A 20726-nucleotide genomic window follows, 5' to 3' on the forward strand; every position below is an offset into this window, starting at 1 on the left:
GGGAAAAGTATGCAAAATGGCATATATAGCTACTGCATTATTAAAACGAGCGAGCACCAAGAGTTTGGCGCGATTGGCATTGGCGATGCTGTAGCCTCTAATGTCCAAACCATAGGGTTTAAGGATATAGCCGCTGTTATTTCCCACAGCCCACAGGTGGTCTATGACTCCTTGAGTAAAGAAAAAGTCATCAAAGACTTATTCACCCACGAACGGGTCATAGAGAAAATAATGGGCCATTTTACCACTGTGCCAGTGAAATTTGGGACCATGGTAGAAACCGAAGATCGAGTCATCGAGTTTCTGGAAAACGGCTACACGCTGCTGAGAAATGAGTTAGACAAAGTGGAGGGGAAGATAGAACAGGATGTGGTGGCCACGTGGGAACAGCCAGCAGTCCTTGCAATTCTTGCTCGTCAAAACGAGCAGCTTCGCGAAATGCAACAGAAAATTGCGTCGGCAGGAGAGCAGGCGAGTATAGAGGATAAGGTTCTGCTTGGCCAATTAATTGATCAAGCTCTGAAGACAGAAAAGAATAAATACCAACAATTGATATTGCAAGATCTTAAACAAGAATCAGTAGATATTTGCCCACACGATATGATAAGTGATGATATGATCTTCAACGCTGCTTTTTTGCTGGAAAAGAAAAATCAGGAGGCTTTTGATAATGCCATTCATTCTCTGGATCAAAAATTGGAGAATACTGTCTATTTTCGTGAGGTAGGTCCACTTCCTCCCTATAGTTTCTCCACAATTCTTTTTAAAAGGATCGATCCAGAAGAAGTCGAAGAGGCGAAAAACACGCTTGGTTTGACTGGAGAGATAACGGAGGAAGCTCTCCGTGATGCATATTACCAGCTTGCAAAAAAATATCATCCTGATAAAACAAGCGGAGACACCTCTCAGGAGTTTCAGGTAATTCAAAATGCCCACAGAACGCTGAGAAATTTCATTGAGGGCGGACTGATACACACGAAGGTCTATCGATGGAAAGAAGACGTTCAATGGGATAGCTGATCCCAGCAAGATAACGAAAGGTGAAAAAGATGAACAACCAAGAAGGCCGCTATCTCTATGGCATTTTGGCAGATGGGGAAAGGAAAGAGTTAGGGGCAATCGGTATTGGCGACAGAAACGATACTGTCTATACCCTACCCTACCAGGATATAGCAGCAGTTATTTCCTGCTCGCCGGTCGTCAAATATCCGGTGACCAGGGATAATGCACTTGCACACGCGAAAGTGTTAGACAGAGCGGTAGAAGAAGGCACTGTCTTACCCGTAAAATTCTGTACGATTGCAGAAAATGAGAATGCAATCATAGATAAAGTGCTTAAAGATCGTTACCAGGAATTCGTTGACTTATTGAAGGAAATGTCAGATAAAATGGAATTTGGCATAAGAGCACTTTGGAGGGATAAAGATGCGGTTTACGCGGAAATAGTTGAAGAACACAAAGATATTAAAGCACTAAAGCAGAAGTTGCTTAAAGAAAAAGATAAGCAGAAAAGGTATGCAGGAGCTGTAAAAGTTGGAGAGTTGGTAGAAAAAGCACTGGCGGAAAAGAAACAAAGAGAAGGTGCAGAGCTACTTGAAGCCCTGAAGCCGCTCAGTCTTAAGTGGAAAGAGAATTCTTTGTACGGAGACATGAACATATTGAACACGGCCTTTTTGACCTTCAGGGAAAGGGAAAGTGCTTTTGATGAAAAAGTACATAGCCTGGGAGAGAAGTACGGAGAGAAAACAAATTTGAAGTACACGTCCTCTCTCGTCCCATTCAATTTCGTAGAAATCGTAATTCATTGGTAGGAGGAGCTTTGCCCATGTTTATGCTTACTGGTTTCTTAATCGCCCTCATGCTTCCGGTAAAAGGCTTGATGGGGATCTTCAAGAAAATTGCCGAGATGGCGGAGGCGGAATTAACCGACGAATCCAAAATCAGGGAGGGGTTGGTGCAGCTGGAGGACTTGTACGACAACGGTAAAATCACTGAGGAGGAGTATCATGAGCGAGAGGACCAGCTTATGGAAAGACTCAACATGGCCAGGGAGAATAAAGACGAGTAAAGACTAGAGGGTGTGTGAAAGGCTGTGTTGCGAAAATGACCAGATCACAATTGACAGGGATAAGGTCCTGAAAGACACAGAAAGTCTTCCATTCCAGTCACTTTGCCCGCAAAAGATCATGCCTTCCTCCAGACCTTGTTTAGTATACAGGTGTCAGTAAAGATAACTTCTTTCGGAGGTATGAGACTCAGTATTATTGGTCGCTTGTATACTTATATCTGATAGCTCTTACTTCTCTGGACAAAGAGGCCAGAAGAAGATACGTCAGATACATAGATGAAGGAGTGAGTTATGTCTAGCTTATTTCCCAAACGTCGGAGCAAAATGACGAATTCAGCTGGTAAAGGGAAGAGAGGTAATAAAAAACCTTTGATTTCCTTTGGCAGACCCAAGGCACCCAAGACAAAGCAAGCGCAAAAAAAATTCCTGGGCATTTTTGGTAAAGGGAAATAAATGCTTCCCTGAATCCTCTCCTGGCCTGCCAGAAAGTCAGTCGCGCTTAAAATAGAAAGGGGATGTGCGTGTGTTTCTCGGGTTTCTGCCGAGAAACACACGCACATCCCCTTTCTATAAAGCTAACGGCCAGTGAATTTAGGTTTCTGCTTGTCCTTAGCCGCTTCGTAGAAGAGGCGATGGTCCTCGCCCATGAGCATCAAGGCCTGAGCCTGGGCTTCGGCCTCCAGCGCTGAGACGATGTCCATGTGCTGTTCGGCGTTGAGCATGTGTTTAGTCATGGAGAGAGCGAAACCCGGACCCTGGGCCAGCTTGCGCGCCCATTGTAGGGTGGCCTCCTGTAACTCCTCATACGGAACGACGCGGTTAACAAGCCCGTAGCGCTCGGCGGTCGTAGCATCGATGGTGTCGCCAAGCATCAAGAGTTCGGTGGCGCGCCCCATGCCGATGACACGCGGCAACATGTGTGCCGCCCCCATGTCAGCTCCTGTTAAGCCTACACGCGAGAAGAGAAAGGCGATGCGTGCCTTCTCCGAGGCGATACGCAGGTCTGAGGCCAGGGCCAGGACCGCGCCCGCACCCGCCGTCATGCCATTGAGGGACGCGATAATGGGCTTGTCGAGCAAACGCATATGTTGCACGACCGCGCCTGTCATGCGTGTAAACTCCAGATGCCCTTTCATGTCGCGCTTGAATAGCTCACCAATAATTCCATGCACATCCCCGCCAGAGCAGAAATGCTCGCCCGCACCGGTCAGCACCACTACACGCACCTCGTCATTGCCGCGTAGCCCGGCAAAGAGGTCGCGTAACTGGGCATAGATATCAAAGGTCAGGGCGTTCATGACCTCGGGCCGGTTAAGTGTAATGTGAGCGATTCCATCTTCGCCTACCTCATAGAGAAAGTCGTAACTCATAAAGCTCCTTTGCTTTCTGATACAATAACTTCTCGCCACTACGTGGCTCGCCGGGTAAGGGGTGTGGTGACGAGGCTGGCTTTGCCAGCCTCGTCACCACACCCCTTACCCCTTTGTGATGCACATGCGGTGCTTACGACATAACGCCGCCGCCATCGAGGTTGATGGCCTGGCCTGTGATACCTTTGGCGATGTCCTGGGCGAGGTAGACCGCCAGGCCTGCTACCTCTTCAGGGGCGATCAGACGGCGCTGGGGGCTTGTTTTAGCCAGGAAGTCACGGACCTGCTCCTCGCTCTTGCCAGTCAGGGTCATCATATTGCGCACATTGCCATCCGTCATGGGCGTATCAACGTAACCAGGACAAATGGCGTTTACTGTCACATTATAAGGAAGCAGCTCGGCAGCCAGGGCGCGCGTCAGGCCGAGCACGCCATGCTTGGAGGCCGTGTAGGCGGCGATATAGCGATCCCCTACACGCGAGGCAATAGAGGCGATGTTGATGATACGCCCTCCACGCTGCTCAATAAAGGTCGGTGTCAGAGCCTTGCAGACGTAGTAGACGCTGGTCAGGTTAATGGCCAGCATGCGATGCCAGAGTTCATCGGGATGATCCACAAACTTATGACTGCCCGCGTTTCCTGCGTTATTGACCAGGATATCGACACCACCCAGGCCTGCCCGGAGCGTTTGCGCCATGCTGCGCACCTGCTCAGGATCGGTCACATCGCAGCACACAGCCAGGCTCTCACGCCCCTTCGCCTTGATCTCACTTACGAGCTGCTCCAGTTCTTCAGCCGAGCGCGCCGTCACGCCAACGGCGGCTCCGGCATCCGCCAGCGCCAGGGCGATACTGCGTCCAATCCCCCGACCGGCGCCCGTGACGATGGCGCGTCTCCCCGCCAACGGCAAATATTGCTCTTGTGTCATAGTTCGTCCTCACGTTTCTATTCATCCACTGTACCAGAGGCAGAGGTCGGCGCTACCAGCTGCCAGGATGGTATTGATCTCGTTGCTAGTAGTTAGGTAGCCGCCGACGAGGGTGGGGATGGCAGCCTCGTTGCGCACACGGTCGCTGAGCGCGGTGAGGAAGCCACGACCATAGGTAAGCTCGCTGGCTGGCGTGGTCTGCCCGGCCTCGACGATAAGGAGATCACAGCCCTGCTCACGCAGGAGGCGCGCGACCTGGATGGCCTCGTCTACCTCCATCCCGCCTTTCTGGCAATCGCCCACGCTGAGCGAGACGGCCAAGGGCTTCTCAGCCGGCCAGGCCTGGCGCACGGTCTCAAAGAGCTCCAGGGGGTAGCGCATTCGCCTCTCAAGCAAGCCACCATATATATCTTCACGTTTATTAGTGAGCGGCGAAAGAAAGCTGGCAAGCAGATAGCCATGGGCATAGTTGAGGGTCAGCAGGTCAAAACCAGCCTCCTGCGCCATGCGAGTCGCAGCGACAAAGGCCTGGCAAACTCGCTGCATGCTCTCCCGCTGCATCTCCTCGGGAATCTGGCTATGTCCCGTATAGGGGATGGGCGAGGCCGAGATAAGTGGCCAGGCACTCTCACTGAGAGGTCTATCCAGGCCCTGCGAACGAGGATAGGTCGCGCCACGCCGTCCCGCATGCCCAAGTTGCAGGCCGATTTTCGCGCCGGGGCGCGCATGAACGGCGGAGACGATGGCTCGCCAGGCCTCCAGGTGATCGCGCTGGTATAACCCCAGGCTACCGGAATGGATGCGCCCCTCAGCCTCCACAGCCACCATCTCGCTCAGGACCAGGCCTGCTCCGCTGGCAACAGCCCTCTCCAGGAGCTCAGCATATGCGGGAGCTGGACAACCCACCTCAGCCTCTTCTGGCGCTCCTGGCTGAGAGACAATGCGGTTAGTCAGCAGCAGCTCACGCACCTTAAAGGGTGTAAAGAGCGGAGGAGGCGCGACCAACAGCTCTATGCCCTGAGAAGGGTAGGCGGAATCACCCAATACGGTATGCTGAGCTTGAGAGGCCCAGTGGCGCGCGATGGCATCACCGAAATGGGTGTCGCGCAGGCGTAGATCATCATAGGTTACGCGTCCGCTACGCGTTAGCAGTTGGAAGGTGAAGGTCATAGGATCGAGGCACAGGTAGCGGCTCAAGGTCTCGAAATAGACGCGGCTCTCCTGAGCCGCCCGCTGGAATAGCTCCACGACTGGCTTGCGCTCAAGCTCGTAGGTGTTGAGCGCGCTCTCCAGGTCACTTGCACCCGCCAGGGCCTCGGCGAGCTTGATAGCGTCCTCCATGGCAAGTTTGGTGCCTGAACCAATGGAGAAATGCGCCGTATGCGCGGCGTCCCCAAGCAGCACGATGTTCTTATGGTGCCAGTGCCGCGTCTTGAGCGTGGGAAAATTGATCCAGCGCGACTTGTTGGAGAGCAGGGGCGCGCCCTGTAAGAAGTCGGCAAAGAGCCGCTCACAATAGGCCAGGCTCTCCTCCTCACTCGCCTGGTCCAGGCCCGCGCTCAGCCAGGTTTGCTCGGCGCACTCTACAATAAAAGTGCTTGAGGAGCCGCTGGAGGGATAAGCATGGACCTGGAAGAGACCATGTTCATTTTCTTGAAAGATAAAGGTGAAGGCGTCGAGCACCTTGTCGACACCGAGCCAGATATAGCGCGCCTTGCCTGACTCTATCTTCGGCTTAAAGTGCTCGGCATATGCCTGGCGCACGACGCTGTTGATCCCATCGGCCGCGATCAGAAGATCATAGGGACCAAGCTGCTCCAGATCCTGTACCGGGTAGCCGAAGCGCAGGTTCACGCCCAGTTCGGCACAGCGCTGGCGCAGGATGTCGAGCAGGAAGACGCGCGAGACGCTGGCGATGACATGACCACCACAGCGGATGGTCTCTCTACGGTAGTAGACATCGATTGCGTCCCAGATCACAAAGCCACTGGTGAGCTGTTCGTAGGTAGGGTAATCGGCATGCTGGAAAGATGACAACGTCCGATCTGAGAAGACGACACCCCAGCCATAGGTCACGTCGGGCGGGTTACGCTCAAGGATAGTGATATCATAATCGGGATGTGCCTTCTTGAGCAGGAGACCACAATAGAGGCCTGCTGGCCCTCCACCCAGGATAACTATCTTCACCAGCCACCCTCCTCACCCTTTCTCGCGACGGTATGCCCGTTGGAGTAACCCAGACCTTGTAGCACCTTTGCCAGACGCTCGACCTGCTCTATATGCGGGACGGTGGGGAAGAGGATGACCTCGTCGCAGCCCGCTTCCGCGTAGCCACGCAAGTATTGCGCAATGGCCTGGGGGGTAGTCAGCAGGCCCTCGGCGATCTTCTGGGCAAAAGGGCCTGTAAAGGCGTAGTAGTCGCGCAGGTAGCTCATACCATGCAGTTTCTCTTCTTCACCAAGGGCGAAATAAGCCTGGGCGCGCAGTTGCGGTCTACCTGGGCGCCCCATGTCGCTCCAGGCGGCAAGGGCCTTGGCAGCCGCGCGCGCAAAGGTCTTGGGCGGACCTCCACCATGTACATAGCCCTCCCCATAGCGCGCCATGCGGGAAAACACCTGGTCGCTCTGTCCCCCTATCAGCAGCGGCGGGCCACCCGCGCGCCGCTTCACCGGACCAAAGGCTGGATCGTCCCACAAATCGCGCAGCATCCCCAGCATCTCGGTAAAGCTCCGGCCACGCTCCTGGTACTCAATACCAACGGCGTCGTAATCATCCTGGCGTGCACCAACGGCCACGCCCAGAACGAGGCGACCATCTGAGAGGGCATCAATACTGGTTGCTTGCTTGGCGAGGAGCATAGGATTGCGCAGGGGAGCGATAATGATCATGCTAACAAGCTGGAGACGCCGTGTCACAGCAGCGGCGGCAGTAAGCGCGGTAAGAGGATCATAGCTATCGTAGACGACGCGATCAATGACGCCCAGGCTGGAGAAAGGGCCATATTCTGCCTGACGCGCCCATTCTACCACGAGGTGTCCATCGGTGCCCGGCACACCGCCAGGTAAGCCTATTCCGACGCGCATAGAGTAACCCCCTTGTTACTTTTTTTCCGTTTTTTTCTGGCTGGATTACTTAACAGTATGCCACATCGTATCGCCATATCTCAAGCAGTAGCCGCTTACGCAAGTAGCGGTTACTGCTGCACATAACCATCACATCTTTCACCTATGGGCGCCGTAGGCGCGAAAAACCCGCATGCGTCAAACGTGTATTATATTGATTACTATCTCTGTATATTGTCGTTTTGTAGAGCCCATGCTAGCATAGGCTCTTGAAGAGGAAAACCATGCCTGGAAAACGTATCTCGTTGCTCTCACTCCTCTGTTGCCTGGCTCTTATACTTGCGGCCTGTGCGACAAATGGATCACAGTCATCCACTGACAAGACATCAACCATTCATAATCCGCACCCTACGACTCTACCGACTAGTATACCCACTCCTGGCAACAACACCGATTGGACTATGTACCATCATGATGACGCACGCAGCGGTTACCTACCAAATACACCTAATCCACGCAGCCTCAGCAAGGCCTGGAGCCTCAAGTTGGATGGCGCGGTGTATGCCGAGCCGCTGGTAATTGGCAACCATGTCATAGTGGCAACCGAGAATGATACGCTCTATGCCCTGGATACCAAAACAGGGCAAATACAATGGCAACGGCATGTGGGTACGCCTGCCGCACGTAGCAACTTGCCATGTGGCAATATTGACCCTCTTGGAATTACCGGCACGCCGGTCTATGATCCCGCGACCAGGTTGGTCTTCGCGGTCGCAGAGATTAGCCAGGGACCAGCTCATATTCTGGTGGGCGTCGACGTGCAATCGGGGCAGGTAAAGGTCAGGCGCGACATTGACCCCCTGGTATCGAGGTCGTTTCACACCAGCAGCGGGCGGCGCTCGCCCTTGCCAATAACACGGTCTATGTCGCGCTGGGTGGCCTGGCTGGTGATTGCGGCAACTACCATGGGACCGTGATTGGTTCACGCACCGATGGCCAGGGAAAGCTCCTCGTCTACCAGGTACCGACCAACCGCGAGGGGGGCATCTGGGCGCCTCCAGGTCCAGTTATCGACGCCGACCAGAAACTTTATGTTGCGGTCGGGAATGGTGAATCTACAAGTGGAGATTGGGACCATACCGATTCCGTCTTACGTCTCTCGCCTGAGCTTGAGCTTGAGGAAGGCTTCGCGCCCCAGCAGTGGGCACAGGATAACTCTACCGATGCCGACCTGGGCTCAATGAGTCCCGTCCTGCTCTCCAATGGCCTGATCTTTAGCGCGGGCAAGTCCGGTCAAGGTTACGTTGTACGCGCGCATGCACTGGGCGGCGTAGGAGGCCAGCTCAATGAGCAGACTGTCTGCCGCTCCTTCGGCGGCGCCGCCACTGATGGGAGCCAGGTCTTCCTCCCCTGTGTTGATGGCGTTCAGCAGATCACTGTCAATACGGATGGCAGCATTACCCCCGGCTGGAAGGCTCCTTCACAAATCAATGGCTCACCCATCATCGCTGGTCACACAGTCTACACATTAGCCCCCCAGGGGACGCTCTATGCACTCAATAGCGCTAATGGCTCCACTCGTGCCTCTCTAGCCATTGATGCGACGACACGCTTCGCCACGCCAACCATCAGCGGCCAGCAGATCTTCATCGGCACCACCACAGGCATCACCTCCATCAACTTAGCCGCTTAATAAACACCCTTCGCGCCTGCGACGCTCAGGAGCTAAGGGGTGTGGTGGCTGGTTGGCTGGCGGAGCCAGCCAACCAGCCACCACACCCCTTTACCCCGGCAAGCTTGCGAGCCAGGGCGGATAAACCGAAAATCCTGTGATGCAGATATCTTAATTTGACATCTGATGAATTTTGTATTATTTTCTTAATAGAAGTTTTTCTCACAATTGAATGTCTTCGGGGCAGGGTGAGGAGAGATTGCCATTCTCTATGGAGAAGGCAGCTCTGCAATTCCCGACCGGCGGTTACAGTCCGCGACCCGTGTTCCACGGTGGATCTGGTGAAACTCCAGGGCCGACAGTATAGTCTGGATGGGAGAAGACGAAATAACCACATGAGCGCTATGCGCGTACATGATGGTGCCAATATGTAGCCTGACGCTACTCAAGCACGCGTCTACATATACTTGGTACCATCATATGTAGATGCGTGCTTGAGCAGCGTCAGGCCATATAGTTCAATGCTGCTGCGCACTGCTTAGAAACCCGTCTACGTATACGTGTCATGGCCGCTCTCAGCGCTATTAAGAACTGCTACTTGCTACCCTAAAGGACATCAGGTACAGAGCTACTTATGATGCGCTCGTCTCCCCCATTCATGTCTGTTACTCACACTGCTTTCCCCATGTTCTGCCTCTGAAGATATTCTTGCTGTTTGGAATCGCAAGGAGAAAGCGCTATGCAAACTCTTGGCTTGAATATCCATGCTCAAGAACTAGAGGCGGGATCACAAACACACTATATCAGCGTGCCGGAGGCGATTGAGGCCATGCGCGCGGGTAAGATGGTGCTCATCTGTGACGACGAGGAGCGCGAGAATGAGGCCGATCTCTGCCTGGCCGCTCAATTTGTCACGCCCGAGGCCATTAACTTTATGCTGCGTTCGGCACGCGGGCTGATCTGCACCTCTCTCAGCACGGAGCGGCTCGCCGCGCTGAAGCTCCCCATGCTCGATCAGTCAGACCAGCCATTACAAGGGACCGCTTTTACGTCCTCCGTTGATGCACGCTCTGGCACTACTACGGGTATCTCCGCACGCGACCGCGCCACAACCATTCGCGCCCTGGTCAATCCCGCTACACAGCCCTCCGACCTGGCACGACCTGGACACGTCTTCCCGCTCATGGCCAGGCCGCAAGGCACGCTTGAGCGGCGTGGGCATACCGAGGCCTCGGTTGACCTGGCACGCCTCGCGGGCCTGGAGCCAGCGGCGGTGATCTGCGAAGTGCTCAACGACGAGGGCGAGGCGGCCCGTGGTGAAGAATTGCACGCCCTGGCACGCCAGTGGGGAATCGGCATTGTAACCGTGGACGCCATCGCCCACTATCGCTCACAAGAGCAGGTCCGCCTCATCGCCACGACCCGCCTCCCTATCGCGAACAGCAACTTTCTCCTGCGCGACTACCTGGAGATCGCCAGCGATCAGCATTACCTGGCCTTCAGCCTCGGCGATCTTGCAACAGACAGGCAAGAACCACCGCTATTACGCCTGCATTCGGCCTGTACCACTGGCGACATCTTTGGCTCAAAGCGTTGCGATTGTCAGGCTCAGCTCCACACCTCCCTCCAGCGCATCGCCGAAGAGGGGCGTGGTATCCTCATCTATCTGCCCCAGGAGGGACGCGGCATCGGGCTGAGCGCCAAGATCCAGGCCTACGCCCTACAGGACCAGGGCTACGATACGATCAGCGCCAACGAGCTGCTTGGCTATCCCGTGGATGCGCGCCGCTATGATAGCGCGCTCGCCATCCTGCGCGACCTCTCGCTGACCCATGTGCGCCTGCTGACCAACAATCCGCGCAAGATTCAGGCCCTGAACGAAAGCGGCATCCAGGTTGAGCGTGTCTCCCTGGAGATCAAGCCTACACACGAAAACCAGAGCTATCTCGCCACCAAGCAGCAACGTCTAGGTCATCTCTTACAGCTCGGCACATCTCATGGTGCCAATCAGGAAGGAACAATCCTATGATGACAACGCCAAACCTCTCTATTCACCTGCCCGAACCCGACCTGGACGGACGAGATCTACACATCGGTATCGTCGTTGCGCGCTACAACTGGGCCATCACAGGCGCCATGCTTGAGCAGGCCACCGCTGAACTGATCCGCCTGGGCGTCGCACCCGAGCATATTCAGGCCCGTAGCGTCCCCGGCGCGTTTGAACTGGCGACCCTCGCCCATGGCATGCTCGCCAGTGCGCACTACGACGCCCTGCTCTGCATCGGCTGCGTCATGAAGGGCGCCACACGCCACGACGTCGTCGTCAGTGATGCCGCGGCACAGGGTATCCAGCGCCTTGCTCTGGAGAGCGGTATCCCCATCATCTTCGGCGTCATCTGCGCCGAGAGCCAGCAACAGGCCGAAGAGCGCATCGAACGCGCCACAGAATGCGCCCGGGCCGCAGTCGAAATGGCCCGCAGCCTGCAACAACTGCATACACATAATTAAAAGAAAGCAAAGAAAGCGAGAAAGTAGTATGTTTTCTGGAATCGTTGAAGAATTAGGAACCCTCAAAGCCTGTGGGGAGCGCGGCCTCACCATCTCCGCCTCGCTCGTCCTGGCGGACCTGGAGATCAAAGACAGCGTAGCCGTCGACGGCATCTGCCTGACTGTAACCGAGATGGGACCCGACTGGTTCTATGTCGACACCATGCCCGAAACCCTGCGCCGCACGCGCCTGGGTTCGCTTAAGCCTGGGGATAAGGTCAACCTGGAGCGCTCACTTCCTAATCAGGGCCGCATCGGTGGACACATGGTTCAGGGTCATATCGAGGCCGCTGCGCCCGTCCTCAACGTCACTCAGGATGGTATGGCCCTCCAGGTCGAGGTAGCCCTCCCCCAGGAGCTACGCTCATACATCATCCCCAAGGGCTTTATCGCCCTGAATGGCGTCAGTCTGACCATCATCGACGTCCTGGCCGACCGCTTTACCTTCGCCCTCATCCCCTACACCCAGGAGCACACCAACCTGGGCGAGGCGCAACCCGGCATGCTACTCAACATTGAAAGCGATATCATCGGGCGCTACGTCGTTCAACACCTGCAACACTATGTAGGACAAGAAACAAGCGTTTAAACATCGAGGGTGCAGGAACGATGCCGGAGAGCACGACGCTGCTAACCCCCATTCGGGGGCAAGCGCACGCGTCTACATATGGAGTATGGGAGGCGTCGCTCCTTGATATGTACGTGCTTTAGCAGCGTTGGTCTTACACACGGGACCAATATTTTTCCACCATGTATACTGGCATTGAGAACAAGAGTAGGGTGGTGTGGTGAGCCGTGGCAGCCTACCGCTGCCACGGCTCACCACACCACCTCTCCCCGCGAAGCGCCGCAGGCGCTGAGAAATCCAGAGAAGAAAGGGTACATATCATGACTTCAAGGTCTGACTTTACAGCCGAAGAATGGAAACTTATCTGTCACGCACCCCTGAGCGTTGGTGGGGCGGTCGCAGCCGCATCCCCCAGCGGATTGGTGGGTTCCATCAAAGAGGGCACGACCATCGTCAATAGCATGCGCCAGGCGGCTGATCGCCATCGTGACAGCCAGCTCGTGCAAGATATTATGCCCAAAGGCATTGGCCGTGACCAGATCGAGAGCTGGACCAATACCGCGCGCAGTGCCCTTAGTCAGTCCAATGCCCAGCGCTTGAGAGATCAAAGCATTGAGGAGTGTCGCCAGGTATCTAGTATTCTGCAAACAAAGGGTACACCTCAAGAAGCGCAGTCCTTCAAGCTCTGGCTACTAGAGGTTGGTCAGGATGTCGCCAATGCCGCAACCGAAAAGGGCAATATCGCTGGCCAGAACATCAGCCCACAGGAGACTCAGGTCCTCCACGATGTAGCGAATGCTCTTAACATCCCCGAGCGCTAAAACCTGGATACCTTACCAAAGGGGGATGGTTGTCTCGACATAGCCACCCCCTTTTGCTTCTACCTTGCTTTCTCCTACATAATGGTCTAAGCTAATTTTAGCTGACTCCGTATGCGAATTATTTGTGGTAGATGGTATGGGGCGCCAGGGCAGCCTATGGCCGCTCTGGCGCCCCATACCATCTACCAGGCGAGCGCCACAGACGCGAGAAATAAGGTAGGAGGCACTGCATGCAGTATTTTAATGTAATGGACTACGAAGCCCCGGCCCAGGCGCGCATGAACGCCGCTCACTGGGACTACTACGCGGGCGGTAGCGGCGATGAGATCACGCTACACGCCAATCGCGCCATTTTTGACCATATTCGTTTACGGCCACGTATGCTTGTAGACGTTACCACCTGTGATACCTCGACAAGCGTGCTGGGCAGCCCCGTCTCTATGCCTATCCTGGTCGCCCCCACGGCACAACACGGCTTTGCTCATCCCGAGGGCGAGTGCGAGACCGCGCGCGGCGTGGGCCAAGCAGGCACCTTGCTAACCGCCTCTTCGGTCTCCTCCCGCAGGCTAGAAGATGTGGCCGCAGCCGCCAGTGGACCACTCTGGTTCCAACTGTATGTCTTTGACGACAACACTATCACAGTCGACGTGGTCCAACGAGCCGAGCAAGCGGGCTATAAAGCCATCGTTCTGACCGTCGATGTCCCGCGCTTCGGCAACCGCGAGCGCGACCTGCGCAACGCCTTTCATCTGCCTGTATCGGCCAATTTCGATGTACCAGACGTCACCAAGCTCAAGCCTTCGTTGACCTGGAGAGACCTGGCCTGGCTCAAATCGCTCACCTCGCTCCCCATCCTGGTCAAGGGCGTTCTGACAGGGGAAGACACCATCCTGGCCCTAGAGCATGGCGCCGATGGTATCGTCGTCTCCAATCATGGAGGGCGGCAACTGGACGGAGCCATTACCAGCCTGGAGGCGCTCCCCGAGGTAGTTGAGGCAAGCAGTGGACGCTGCGAGGTCTATTTTGATGGCGGCATTCGCCGGGGTACCGATGTCATCAAGGCCTTGGCGCTGGGCGCGCACGCCGTCCTCGTTGGACGTCCAGTTCTCTGGGGCCTGGCCGTCAATGGGCAGGAGGGCGTGCGCCACGTCCTGGAACTCCTCCGCAATGAGCTGGAACTGGCAATGGCCCTCTGCGGCGCCCCAACCCTCAAACAGATCACACCCACGCTCATTCGCCGCTAAAAAAAGAATATTTCACGCCTTTTAACGCTTACTTAGCAAAGCCTTAACACAGAAGCGCTACAATCAAGACGCGGAGCATATAACTTTAACTAATTAACCTGGTAATTGTTGGTATGATCATTACCAAAGTAATTAGCTAAAGAGCATCATATTGGCAATTTTAACTCAATTAACCTCTCTTATGCGGAAACCAACGCCACTACCGTGGCTAGCGCTTCGCGCTCAGGTTGCCGAAAGGCACTTATGGAAAAATCCGGAAAAGGAGTCGATGCTACCTGTATGAAGAAATCGCGTAAATTATTCGCTGTTCTAGGCATTGTGGCGCTTCTAGGCGTGCTCTTTGCATCCTTCAATGTCGCACGTTCGGCACTTGCCGCACCAACCGATAATACCCCAGACTGGCAGTCAGGGCCAAAAACCCGGACACCAATCAAACACGTTGTCGTTATCTTTCAGGAAAATGTCTCTTTTGACCACTATTTTGGCACCTATCCAAATGCCAAAAACAGCGCGGGTGAGCCAACTTTCAAAGCTCTCCCTGGTACCCCCTCGGTCAATGGTCTCACCGATGCTCTGCTGAACAATAATCCAAACGCGGCCAATCCAACTCGCCTGGGCCGCTCTCAGGCCGTTACCTGCGACCAGGATCATGCCTACACCGACGAGCAGAAGGCCTATGATCATGGCCTGGTCGATAAGTTTGTAGAGTCCGCCAGTGGCGGCAGTTGCCCAGATAAGTCTATCGTGATGGACTACTATGATGGTAACACGGTCACGGGCCTCTGGAACTACGCTCAGAACTATGCCATGAACGACAACTCATTCGGCACCACCTTTGGTCCATCGACCCCTGGCGCGCTGAATCTGATCTCGGGCCAGACCCACGGCGCCACCCCTAGCACTCTCGCATCACCTGGCCATCCCATGATCTCCAATGGCTCTGTACTCAACGACTTCGATCCTGCCTATGACGATTGCTCTAACTCTACCAATGGTGCACTGACAGGCAAAAACGTTGGCGATCTGCTCAACAGCAAGAACGTCACCTGGGGCTGGTTCGAGGGTGGCTTCCGCCCAACGGCTACCACCAATGGTAAAGCCGTCTGTGGTTCGGCCCACACCAATATCGCTGGCTCATCCGTCACTGATTATATCCCTCACCATCAGCCTTTCCAGTACTACCAGTCGACCGCCAACCCCCATCACCTGGCGCCTACCTCGGCGAAGATGATTGGTAAGACTGACCAGGCCAACCACCAGTATGATATGAGCGATTTCTGGAGCTCCATCGACGCTGGCAACATGCCTGCCGTCAGCTTCCTGAAGGCCCCTGCTTACCAGGACGGCCACGCTGGCTACTCCAATCCCCTCGACGAGCAGCACTTCCTGGTTGATACCATCAACCGCTTGCAGCGCAGCCGCGACTGGAACAGCACCGCTGTCGTGATCTCGTATGACGACTCCGATGGCTGGTACGACCATGTTATGCCTCCCGTCCTGATGCAGTCGAACGATCCTAACGATGCCTTGACCGGCACTGGTGCCTGTGGCACACCCAAGGCTGGCACCTACTCTGGTCGCTGCGGTTACGGTCCTCGCCTGCCCCTGATGGTCATCTCGCCCTACGCCAAGCAGAACTACGTCGATCACTCTATCACCGATCAGAGCTCTGTTCTGAGCTTCATCGAGGACAACTGGAACACGGGTCGCATCGGCGATCAGTCTTCCGACGCCATCGCTGGCAGCATGCAGAACATGTTCAACTTCTCCCACAGTGGAGGCGATGATCACCGCCTGATCCTCGATCCCAACACCGGCGAACCCGTCAGGAAATAAATCGTTAAGCTAAAAAGCGAAGTGGCGCGGGACAATCCCGCGCCACTTCGCTTTTTAGCTTAAAGGTAACGGCTTAGGAGGTCAACGGCTCAACCTGGGTAATCAGGCGTACGCCGCGCCGGAACGTGATATAGGCCCAGGCCCACTGCATCAGGACCAGGATGCGGTCCTCAAAGCCAATCAAGTAGTAGATGTGGATGAGTAGCCACAACACCCAGGCAGGGAAACCCCAGAGCTTGAGACGGCCATTTGCAAGACAGCAAAGCCGCGCCCAATGGTCGCCAGGTTACCCTTATCCACATAATGGAAGGGCGGCATAGCTCGACCAGCCACTCTGGCAGCGATGAGCCGCGCCACATATACTCCCTGCTGCATGGCAACTGGAGCCACACCCGGCAAGAGGCGCCCTCGCCATGTACAGGCTGCGGTATCGCCAATCACAAAGACATTCTCTAAACCTGGCACACTTAAATCTTCAGCCACAGGCACGCGACCCGCGCCATCCGCCTCTACGTCTAGCCAGCTCGCGGCGGGCGAAGCCTGAACACCCGCCGTCCAGAACACAGTGCAGGCCTGGATACGCTCACCGTTGGCAACGACACCACGCTCATCAATTTGCGTCACAAAGGTCTCCGTACAGATCTCTACACCTAGACGGCGTAGCTCCTGCTCGGCACGATGCGAAAGTTTCTCAGGAAAATTGCCCAGTACCCGCTCATGTGCCTCAATCAGGACGATACGCGCCAGCGAGGGATCAATATGGCGGAACTCAGACGTTAGCACCTTGCGCGCAACCTCGGCGATAGCCCCCGCCATCTCGACACCAGTCGGGCCCGCGCCCACAATTACAAAGGTCAGCAACTCTTTCTGCCGCTCAACATCGCGCTCCTGCGACTATTGTGACATACCAGAAGTAATCCAACGTTGGAAGAGATCGAGTTTTTCTTGTGACCAGGCACCATCACACGGCATCGACCCGCTTTGCAGGCGGTGCAGAATGGTAGAGGCGTGATTTTTGACATCCTCGTACGACCACAGATCGAATGCCCATTTCATTGATTGTCGATCCTTTGGGCGAAATAGTGGCTGAATATGCTCTGAGAAATGCACTGGTTCATCGGCTGCGGGAAGGGCGACACTCTCTTGCTCCACGGGCTGCTCGGCCAAGGCGGAGACTCTAATACCTGGAGGGCCTGCTGTGCCCCAGTCCCATCTGGGTACGGGCATATGAAGCGGGGGATGTGCGCCTGGGGTCGAGTTTTCTACGGCCAACCGTGATCCCCACTCAATGTAGGAGACAAAGGCTGAGCGGAACTCCGGATCGGTCGGCAAACCGGCCTCATCGGCAGCTTGGCAGATCAAGTAGGCCCATCGAGCTCTCTGAGCCTCAGTGAGTCCCTTCCCTATATGCTGGGAGACCATACGTGAGTAGCCACCATAGTGTTCAGTGTAGGTCTTTGGCCCTCCAAAAACTTCGCCGAGCCAGGTAGCTACACGTTCGGGGTGATCCGGTGCCATATCTGCGAAAAGAGGAGCCAGGAGCGCATCTTGCGGTACATACTTCTCGTAAAAAATGCGCGTCATACGCGTTAAAGCTGCCAACCCACCGGCCCACTCAAACAGGATTGGTTCTTGTTTTTCTGTCAAACTTTTGTATCTTTCTAGTATCAGAATGGGAACGAAACAAGCCTGCTTGCTTGTTTCACTTCTTGCATATTATAAGTTGTTTACACCAGCTTGTCGCTGTCTATTTCTCCTGAATAAAGCCTGTCAATTTTGACAGGTGGTTTGGGAACGACAAACCGTATTGTTCCTCACCCCCAGAGGAATAGTAGTACTTCCATAAGGTTGTATATAAACACGTTTCTGGTTCAGAATGTGACAAAGCTGTACTTCTCATCTATACTCTTATAGATAGAGCTCCATATTTCTGGTAAAATTACTGTCGAAAGGACACAGCATGCGTCTCGCTATCTTGTCTGACATTCATGGCAATTCCATCGCGTTGGATGCGGTTCTAGCGGATATTCAAAAGCAGGGAGGTGTCGATGGTTACTGGATACTGGGTGACTTCTCGGCACTTGGTCACGATCCAGTGGGTGTGCTCGAACGGGTCACAGCCTTGCCCAACGCCAGCTTTACGCGTGGCAATACTGATCGCTACATCATTACTGGCGAGCGACCTGGACCTACCCTGGAAGAGGCGCAGACTCAGCCCCACCTGGTTGCCAGGTTGGCCGAACTCGCAGCTAACTTTGCCTGGACTCAGGGCTTTATTCAGGCGCGAGGCTGGTGGGATTGGCTGGCCCAACTCCCGCTGGAGATTCGTCTGACCCTGACGAATGGCATACGTGTGTTGGGCGTACACGCTGCGCCGGGCCTGGATGACGGTCCAGGCATTCATCCAGCCTTGAGTGAGGAGGAATTGCGCAAGGCTCTCGCCCCAGCAGAGGCTGACCTGGTAATTGTTGGGCATACACATTTCCCCCTAGAGCGTCGCGTGGATAATATCCATGTGCTTAATCTCGGTAGTGTAAGTAATCCCATCATCCCCTCTTTACAAGCCAGTTACGCCCTGCTCGACGCCAATACAAACGACTATCAACTCCAGCAACGCTTCGTCGATTACGACCACCAGGCCGTCGTCGAGGCCATCCAGAAGATCTCACATCCAGCGGAGAAGTTTCTGACACAATTCATGCGCGGCGAAAAAATATCACCCTGGGCGCAGATATGAGAAAAGCGAGAAGGCCAGCAACGGAAGTGTGATCGTTTCCGTTACTGGCCTGTGTCTTGTTATTTTTTCACCGCTCACACTAGGGAATCATGCCCGGGAAGACATATGCCTGGAGCAGAACGAGAATGCCTACCAGGGAAACCAGAATCACACTATGCACGAAGACATAGCGCAGGATATTGCCCTCGCCACCCTTCTGGCCCGTAGCGACGCCCGCGACGACAATGCTCTGGGCGTCGAGCATCTTACCCATCACACCTCCGCTGGAATTGGAGGCAGCGGCCAGTACAGGTGAGATGCCCAGTTTTTTGGCTGTGATGGTCTGCAAGCTTCCAAAGAGTACGTTGGATGAGGTATCGCTCCCCGTCAAGGCCACGCCAAGCCAGCCCAGGACGGGCGAGAAGAAAGGAAAGAGCAGACCCGTGCTAGCAAAGGCCAGGCCCATGGTCGCATCCAGTCCAGCGTAACGCGTCGTGTAGCCTATCGCAAGCATAGCCGCAATGGTCAGGAGCGAGAAGCGCAGACGCATCAGCGTGCCCCAGAAAGTCTTCAAAAGTGCCAGGGGACTCAAGCCCAGGACAAAACCCGAGATGACACCCGTAAGCAGCAGGGCTGTACCCGTGGCGGAGAGCCAGTTGAAATCAAAGAGCGCAGCCTCCTTCGTCGGCGTAGCAACTACTGGTGGAGCGCGCAGAACGAGGTTGTGCAGGAAGGGCACGGGAATCTTAGGATCGGAGAGAGTGTTGAACCAGGCTTTGACGCCCGCCAGACCCCAGATGAAAAGAATCACGGCGAGAATAATCCAGGGCAGCCAGGCTATAAAGGCGCGCTGAAAAGAAATCTCCCCGGCGTCAGGAGCAAGGCTGACCGCACCAGCATCAGCAGAACTGGTCGTGGCACGCGCCAACTCAACATCGCTCTCATCCAGTGAAACAGCGCTCGCCGAGGCTGGAATAGGTTGCTCCCCGACCCCAGATCCTCCAGCCGTTGAGACCTCCTCTGCCATATCTGTAGGGTTTATGCTTGCCTGACGCTCTTCGGCAAAGCGCCAGGTTGTCTTAGGCTTCCAGATACGCAGAAAAACGACCAGGCAGAGAATTGAGACCAGGGCGCCAATAATATCCACCAGTGTATAGGTAAAGTAGTTACTAACCACAAACTGCGTCAACGCGAAGCTCAGACCTGTAACCAGGCAGGCGGGCCAGACCTCAAGCATACTTCTCCAGCCCGACATAGCGAAGATGAGCCAGAAGGGAACGATAAGCGAGAAGAAGGGGAGTTGGCGCCCAATCATCGCGCTCAACACATCTACTGGGATTCCTGTGACTGTCGACAAACCGTTGATGGGCGCCCCGAGCGCGCCAAAGGCCACGGGCGCGGTATTCCCAATCAAAGCCAGGCCCGCCGCGGGCAGGGGACGAAAGCCCAAGCCAATCAGCATAGCCGCCGTCACCGCGACTGGCGTACCAAATCCGGCCGCTCCTTCAACGAAGGCCCCGAAGCTAAAGGCAATCAAAAGTAATTGCAGACGACGGTCATCCGCCAGATTCGCCACCGTCTGCTTGACAATCTCAAAGTTGCCTGTGCGCACAGTAATATCATAGACAAAGATAGCGCCAATAATAATCCAGCCAATAGGAAAGAGGCCGTAGGCCGCGCCATTCAGTGTAGCGGCAAGAGCTTTTTGTGCGGGCATACCAAAGACGAGGAGCGCGGCAAGCAAGGCTGTAGCCAGGCCCGCCAGGGCGGCCCAGTGTGCTCGCACATGAAAGAAACCTAGTAGACCAAGCAGTACGATAACAGGTAGGGCCGCGATAAGCGCGGAGAGGAAGAGATTACCCAGGACAGGCGTGTAGGATTGAGTCCATGTCAT

21 protein-coding genes and 1 riboswitch are annotated in these 20726 nt (G+C 55.2%); of the genes, 13 read left to right on the top strand and 8 right to left on the bottom strand.

The genetic code is table 11. The features are described 5' to 3' along the window. Window positions 1-9 precede the first annotated feature (9 nt). The 4 genes from JMJ04_RS35530 to JMJ04_RS35545 all read left to right on the top strand — a co-directional run bounded on the left by JMJ04_RS35530 (window position 10) and on the right by JMJ04_RS35545 (window position 2521). On the top strand, window positions 10-1020 hold the full coding sequence (locus tag JMJ04_RS35530) for a GvpL/GvpF family gas vesicle protein (protein WP_201375107.1): 1011 nt from the start codon (window positions 10-12) through the stop codon (window positions 1018-1020). 29 nt (window positions 1021-1049) lie between these two features. Further along, the gene (locus JMJ04_RS35535) at window positions 1050-1811 is read left to right on the top strand and encodes a GvpL/GvpF family gas vesicle protein (protein WP_201375108.1); all 762 of its coding nucleotides are present in this window, start codon (window positions 1050-1052) and stop codon (window positions 1809-1811) included. A 14-nt stretch (window positions 1812-1825) separates the two neighbouring features. Then, entirely contained in the window at window positions 1826-2068 is a 243-nt protein-coding gene (locus tag JMJ04_RS35540; protein WP_201375109.1) for a gas vesicle protein GvpG, read from the top strand. 291 nt (window positions 2069-2359) lie between these two features. Next, window positions 2360-2521, top strand: a complete 162-nt coding sequence (locus JMJ04_RS35545; protein ID WP_201375110.1) for a hypothetical protein — start codon at window positions 2360-2362, stop codon at window positions 2519-2521. A 122-nt stretch (window positions 2522-2643) separates the two neighbouring features. Here JMJ04_RS35545 and JMJ04_RS35550 read toward each other — a convergent pair whose 3' ends face one another. The 4 genes from JMJ04_RS35550 to JMJ04_RS35565 all read right to left on the bottom strand — a co-directional run bounded on the left by JMJ04_RS35550 (window position 2644) and on the right by JMJ04_RS35565 (window position 7449). Beyond that, window positions 2644-3438, bottom strand: a complete 795-nt coding sequence (locus tag JMJ04_RS35550; RefSeq protein WP_201375111.1) for an enoyl-CoA hydratase family protein — start codon at window positions 3436-3438, stop codon at window positions 2644-2646. 133 nt (window positions 3439-3571) lie between these two features. Further along, window positions 3572-4366 (bottom strand): SDR family NAD(P)-dependent oxidoreductase, encoded by a 795-nt coding sequence (locus JMJ04_RS35555; protein ID WP_201375112.1) that lies wholly within the window; start codon window positions 4364-4366, stop codon window positions 3572-3574. Between the two features lie 21 nt (window positions 4367-4387). Then, window positions 4388-6553 (bottom strand): oxidoreductase, encoded by a 2166-nt coding sequence (locus JMJ04_RS35560; protein WP_201375113.1) that lies wholly within the window; start codon window positions 6551-6553, stop codon window positions 4388-4390. Next, window positions 6550-7449 carry an LLM class flavin-dependent oxidoreductase gene (locus tag JMJ04_RS35565; protein WP_201375114.1) on the bottom strand — a complete coding sequence of 300 codons (900 nt, stop codon included), beginning with the start codon at window positions 7447-7449 and terminating at the stop codon, window positions 6550-6552. The genes JMJ04_RS35560 and JMJ04_RS35565 overlap by 4 nt, the downstream gene beginning before the upstream one ends. A 263-nt stretch (window positions 7450-7712) precedes the next feature. Between JMJ04_RS35565 and JMJ04_RS35570 the strand changes: the two genes are divergently transcribed. The 8 genes from JMJ04_RS35570 (at window position 7713) to JMJ04_RS35605 (ending at window position 16116) form a co-directional block, all read left to right on the top strand. Then, entirely contained in the window at window positions 7713-8405 is a 693-nt protein-coding gene (locus JMJ04_RS35570; RefSeq protein ID WP_201375115.1) for an outer membrane protein assembly factor BamB family protein, read from the top strand. Further along, on the top strand, window positions 8402-9121 hold the full coding sequence (locus JMJ04_RS35575; RefSeq protein ID WP_201375116.1) for a PQQ-binding-like beta-propeller repeat protein: 720 nt from the start codon (window positions 8402-8404) through the stop codon (window positions 9119-9121). The genes JMJ04_RS35570 and JMJ04_RS35575 overlap by 4 nt, the downstream gene beginning before the upstream one ends. Before the next feature lie 209 nt (window positions 9122-9330). Continuing rightward, window positions 9331-9488: riboswitch (FMN riboswitch) on the top strand. 351 nt (window positions 9489-9839) lie between these two features. Further along, complete coding sequence (gene ribB, locus JMJ04_RS35580; RefSeq protein ID WP_201375117.1) at window positions 9840-11129, top strand: 3,4-dihydroxy-2-butanone-4-phosphate synthase; 1290 nt, start codon at window positions 9840-9842, stop codon at window positions 11127-11129. Further along, a complete protein-coding gene (ribH, locus tag JMJ04_RS35585) occupies window positions 11126-11608 on the top strand; it encodes a 6,7-dimethyl-8-ribityllumazine synthase (RefSeq protein ID WP_201375118.1) in 483 nt (160 codons plus the stop codon). The genes ribB and ribH overlap by 4 nt, the downstream gene beginning before the upstream one ends. A 28-nt stretch (window positions 11609-11636) precedes the next feature. After that, window positions 11637-12236 (top strand): riboflavin synthase, encoded by a 600-nt coding sequence (locus JMJ04_RS35590; protein WP_201375119.1) that lies wholly within the window; start codon window positions 11637-11639, stop codon window positions 12234-12236. A gap of 299 nt (window positions 12237-12535) precedes the next feature. Then, window positions 12536-13036 carry a hypothetical protein gene (locus JMJ04_RS35595; protein ID WP_201375120.1) on the top strand — a complete coding sequence of 167 codons (501 nt, stop codon included), beginning with the start codon at window positions 12536-12538 and terminating at the stop codon, window positions 13034-13036. A gap of 230 nt (window positions 13037-13266) precedes the next feature. Beyond that, a complete protein-coding gene (locus tag JMJ04_RS35600) occupies window positions 13267-14280 on the top strand; it encodes an alpha-hydroxy acid oxidase (RefSeq protein WP_201375121.1) in 1014 nt (337 codons plus the stop codon). Window positions 14281-14559: 279 nt separating this feature from the next. Then, entirely contained in the window at window positions 14560-16116 is a 1557-nt protein-coding gene (locus JMJ04_RS35605) for an alkaline phosphatase family protein (RefSeq protein ID WP_201375122.1), read from the top strand. Between the two features lie 73 nt (window positions 16117-16189). Here the strand turns inward: JMJ04_RS35605 and JMJ04_RS35610 are convergent, their stop codons facing one another. From JMJ04_RS35610 to JMJ04_RS47425, 3 genes are read right to left on the bottom strand one after another with little or no spacing between them, the layout of a single operon-like run. Continuing rightward, window positions 16190-16330, bottom strand: coding sequence for a hypothetical protein (locus JMJ04_RS35610; RefSeq protein ID WP_201375123.1), 141 nt, complete (start codon window positions 16328-16330; stop codon window positions 16190-16192). After that, complete coding sequence (locus tag JMJ04_RS35615) at window positions 16297-16977, bottom strand: NAD(P)/FAD-dependent oxidoreductase (protein ID WP_201375124.1); 681 nt, start codon at window positions 16975-16977, stop codon at window positions 16297-16299. The genes JMJ04_RS35610 and JMJ04_RS35615 overlap by 34 nt, the downstream gene beginning before the upstream one ends. A 33-nt stretch (window positions 16978-17010) precedes the next feature. After that, entirely contained in the window at window positions 17011-17763 is a 753-nt protein-coding gene (locus JMJ04_RS47425) for a group II truncated hemoglobin (protein ID WP_236038803.1), read from the bottom strand. Between the two features lie 313 nt (window positions 17764-18076). Between JMJ04_RS47425 and JMJ04_RS35625 the strand changes: the two genes are divergently transcribed. Then, complete coding sequence (locus tag JMJ04_RS35625; RefSeq protein WP_201375125.1) at window positions 18077-18853, top strand: metallophosphoesterase family protein; 777 nt, start codon at window positions 18077-18079, stop codon at window positions 18851-18853. Window positions 18854-18932: 79 nt separating this feature from the next. Here the strand turns inward: JMJ04_RS35625 and JMJ04_RS35630 are convergent, their stop codons facing one another. Continuing rightward, window positions 18933-20726, bottom strand: coding sequence for an L-lactate permease (locus tag JMJ04_RS35630; RefSeq protein WP_201375126.1), 1794 nt, complete (start codon window positions 20724-20726; stop codon window positions 18933-18935).

Source organism: Ktedonobacter robiniae (assembly GCF_016587375.1).
Taxonomy (GTDB): Bacteria; Chloroflexota; Ktedonobacteria; order Ktedonobacterales; family Ktedonobacteraceae; genus Ktedonobacter; species Ktedonobacter robiniae.

What these genes read in the sequence shown, in the direction of transcription:
- JMJ04_RS35630 (WP_201375126.1), bottom strand. Translation starts at nt 20,726, where the DNA reads ATGACATGGACTCAATCCTACACGCCTGTCCTGGGTAATCTCTTCCTC.
- JMJ04_RS35590 (WP_201375119.1), top strand. Translation starts at nt 11,637, where the DNA reads ATGTTTTCTGGAATCGTTGAAGAATTAGGAACCCTCAAAGCCTGTGGG.
- ribH (WP_201375118.1), top strand. Translation starts at nt 11,126, where the DNA reads ATGATGACAACGCCAAACCTCTCTATTCACCTGCCCGAACCCGACCTG.
- JMJ04_RS35555 (WP_201375112.1), bottom strand. Translation starts at nt 4,366, where the DNA reads ATGACACAAGAGCAATATTTGCCGTTGGCGGGGAGACGCGCCATCGTC.
- JMJ04_RS35540 (WP_201375109.1), top strand. Translation starts at nt 1,826, where the DNA reads ATGTTTATGCTTACTGGTTTCTTAATCGCCCTCATGCTTCCGGTAAAA.
- JMJ04_RS35605 (WP_201375122.1), top strand. Translation starts at nt 14,560, where the DNA reads ATGAAGAAATCGCGTAAATTATTCGCTGTTCTAGGCATTGTGGCGCTT.
- ribB (WP_201375117.1), top strand. Translation starts at nt 9,840, where the DNA reads ATGCAAACTCTTGGCTTGAATATCCATGCTCAAGAACTAGAGGCGGGA.
- JMJ04_RS35565 (WP_201375114.1), bottom strand. Translation starts at nt 7,449, where the DNA reads ATGCGCGTCGGAATAGGCTTACCTGGCGGTGTGCCGGGCACCGATGGA.
- JMJ04_RS35625 (WP_201375125.1), top strand. Translation starts at nt 18,077, where the DNA reads ATGCGTCTCGCTATCTTGTCTGACATTCATGGCAATTCCATCGCGTTG.
- JMJ04_RS35550 (WP_201375111.1), bottom strand. Translation starts at nt 3,438, where the DNA reads ATGAGTTACGACTTTCTCTATGAGGTAGGCGAAGATGGAATCGCTCAC.
- JMJ04_RS35600 (WP_201375121.1), top strand. Translation starts at nt 13,267, where the DNA reads ATGCAGTATTTTAATGTAATGGACTACGAAGCCCCGGCCCAGGCGCGC.
- JMJ04_RS35595 (WP_201375120.1), top strand. Translation starts at nt 12,536, where the DNA reads ATGACTTCAAGGTCTGACTTTACAGCCGAAGAATGGAAACTTATCTGT.
- JMJ04_RS35535 (WP_201375108.1), top strand. Translation starts at nt 1,050, where the DNA reads ATGAACAACCAAGAAGGCCGCTATCTCTATGGCATTTTGGCAGATGGG.
- JMJ04_RS35530 (WP_201375107.1), top strand. Translation starts at nt 10, where the DNA reads ATGCAAAATGGCATATATAGCTACTGCATTATTAAAACGAGCGAGCAC.
- JMJ04_RS35545 (WP_201375110.1), top strand. Translation starts at nt 2,360, where the DNA reads ATGTCTAGCTTATTTCCCAAACGTCGGAGCAAAATGACGAATTCAGCT.
- JMJ04_RS35570 (WP_201375115.1), top strand. Translation starts at nt 7,713, where the DNA reads ATGCCTGGAAAACGTATCTCGTTGCTCTCACTCCTCTGTTGCCTGGCT.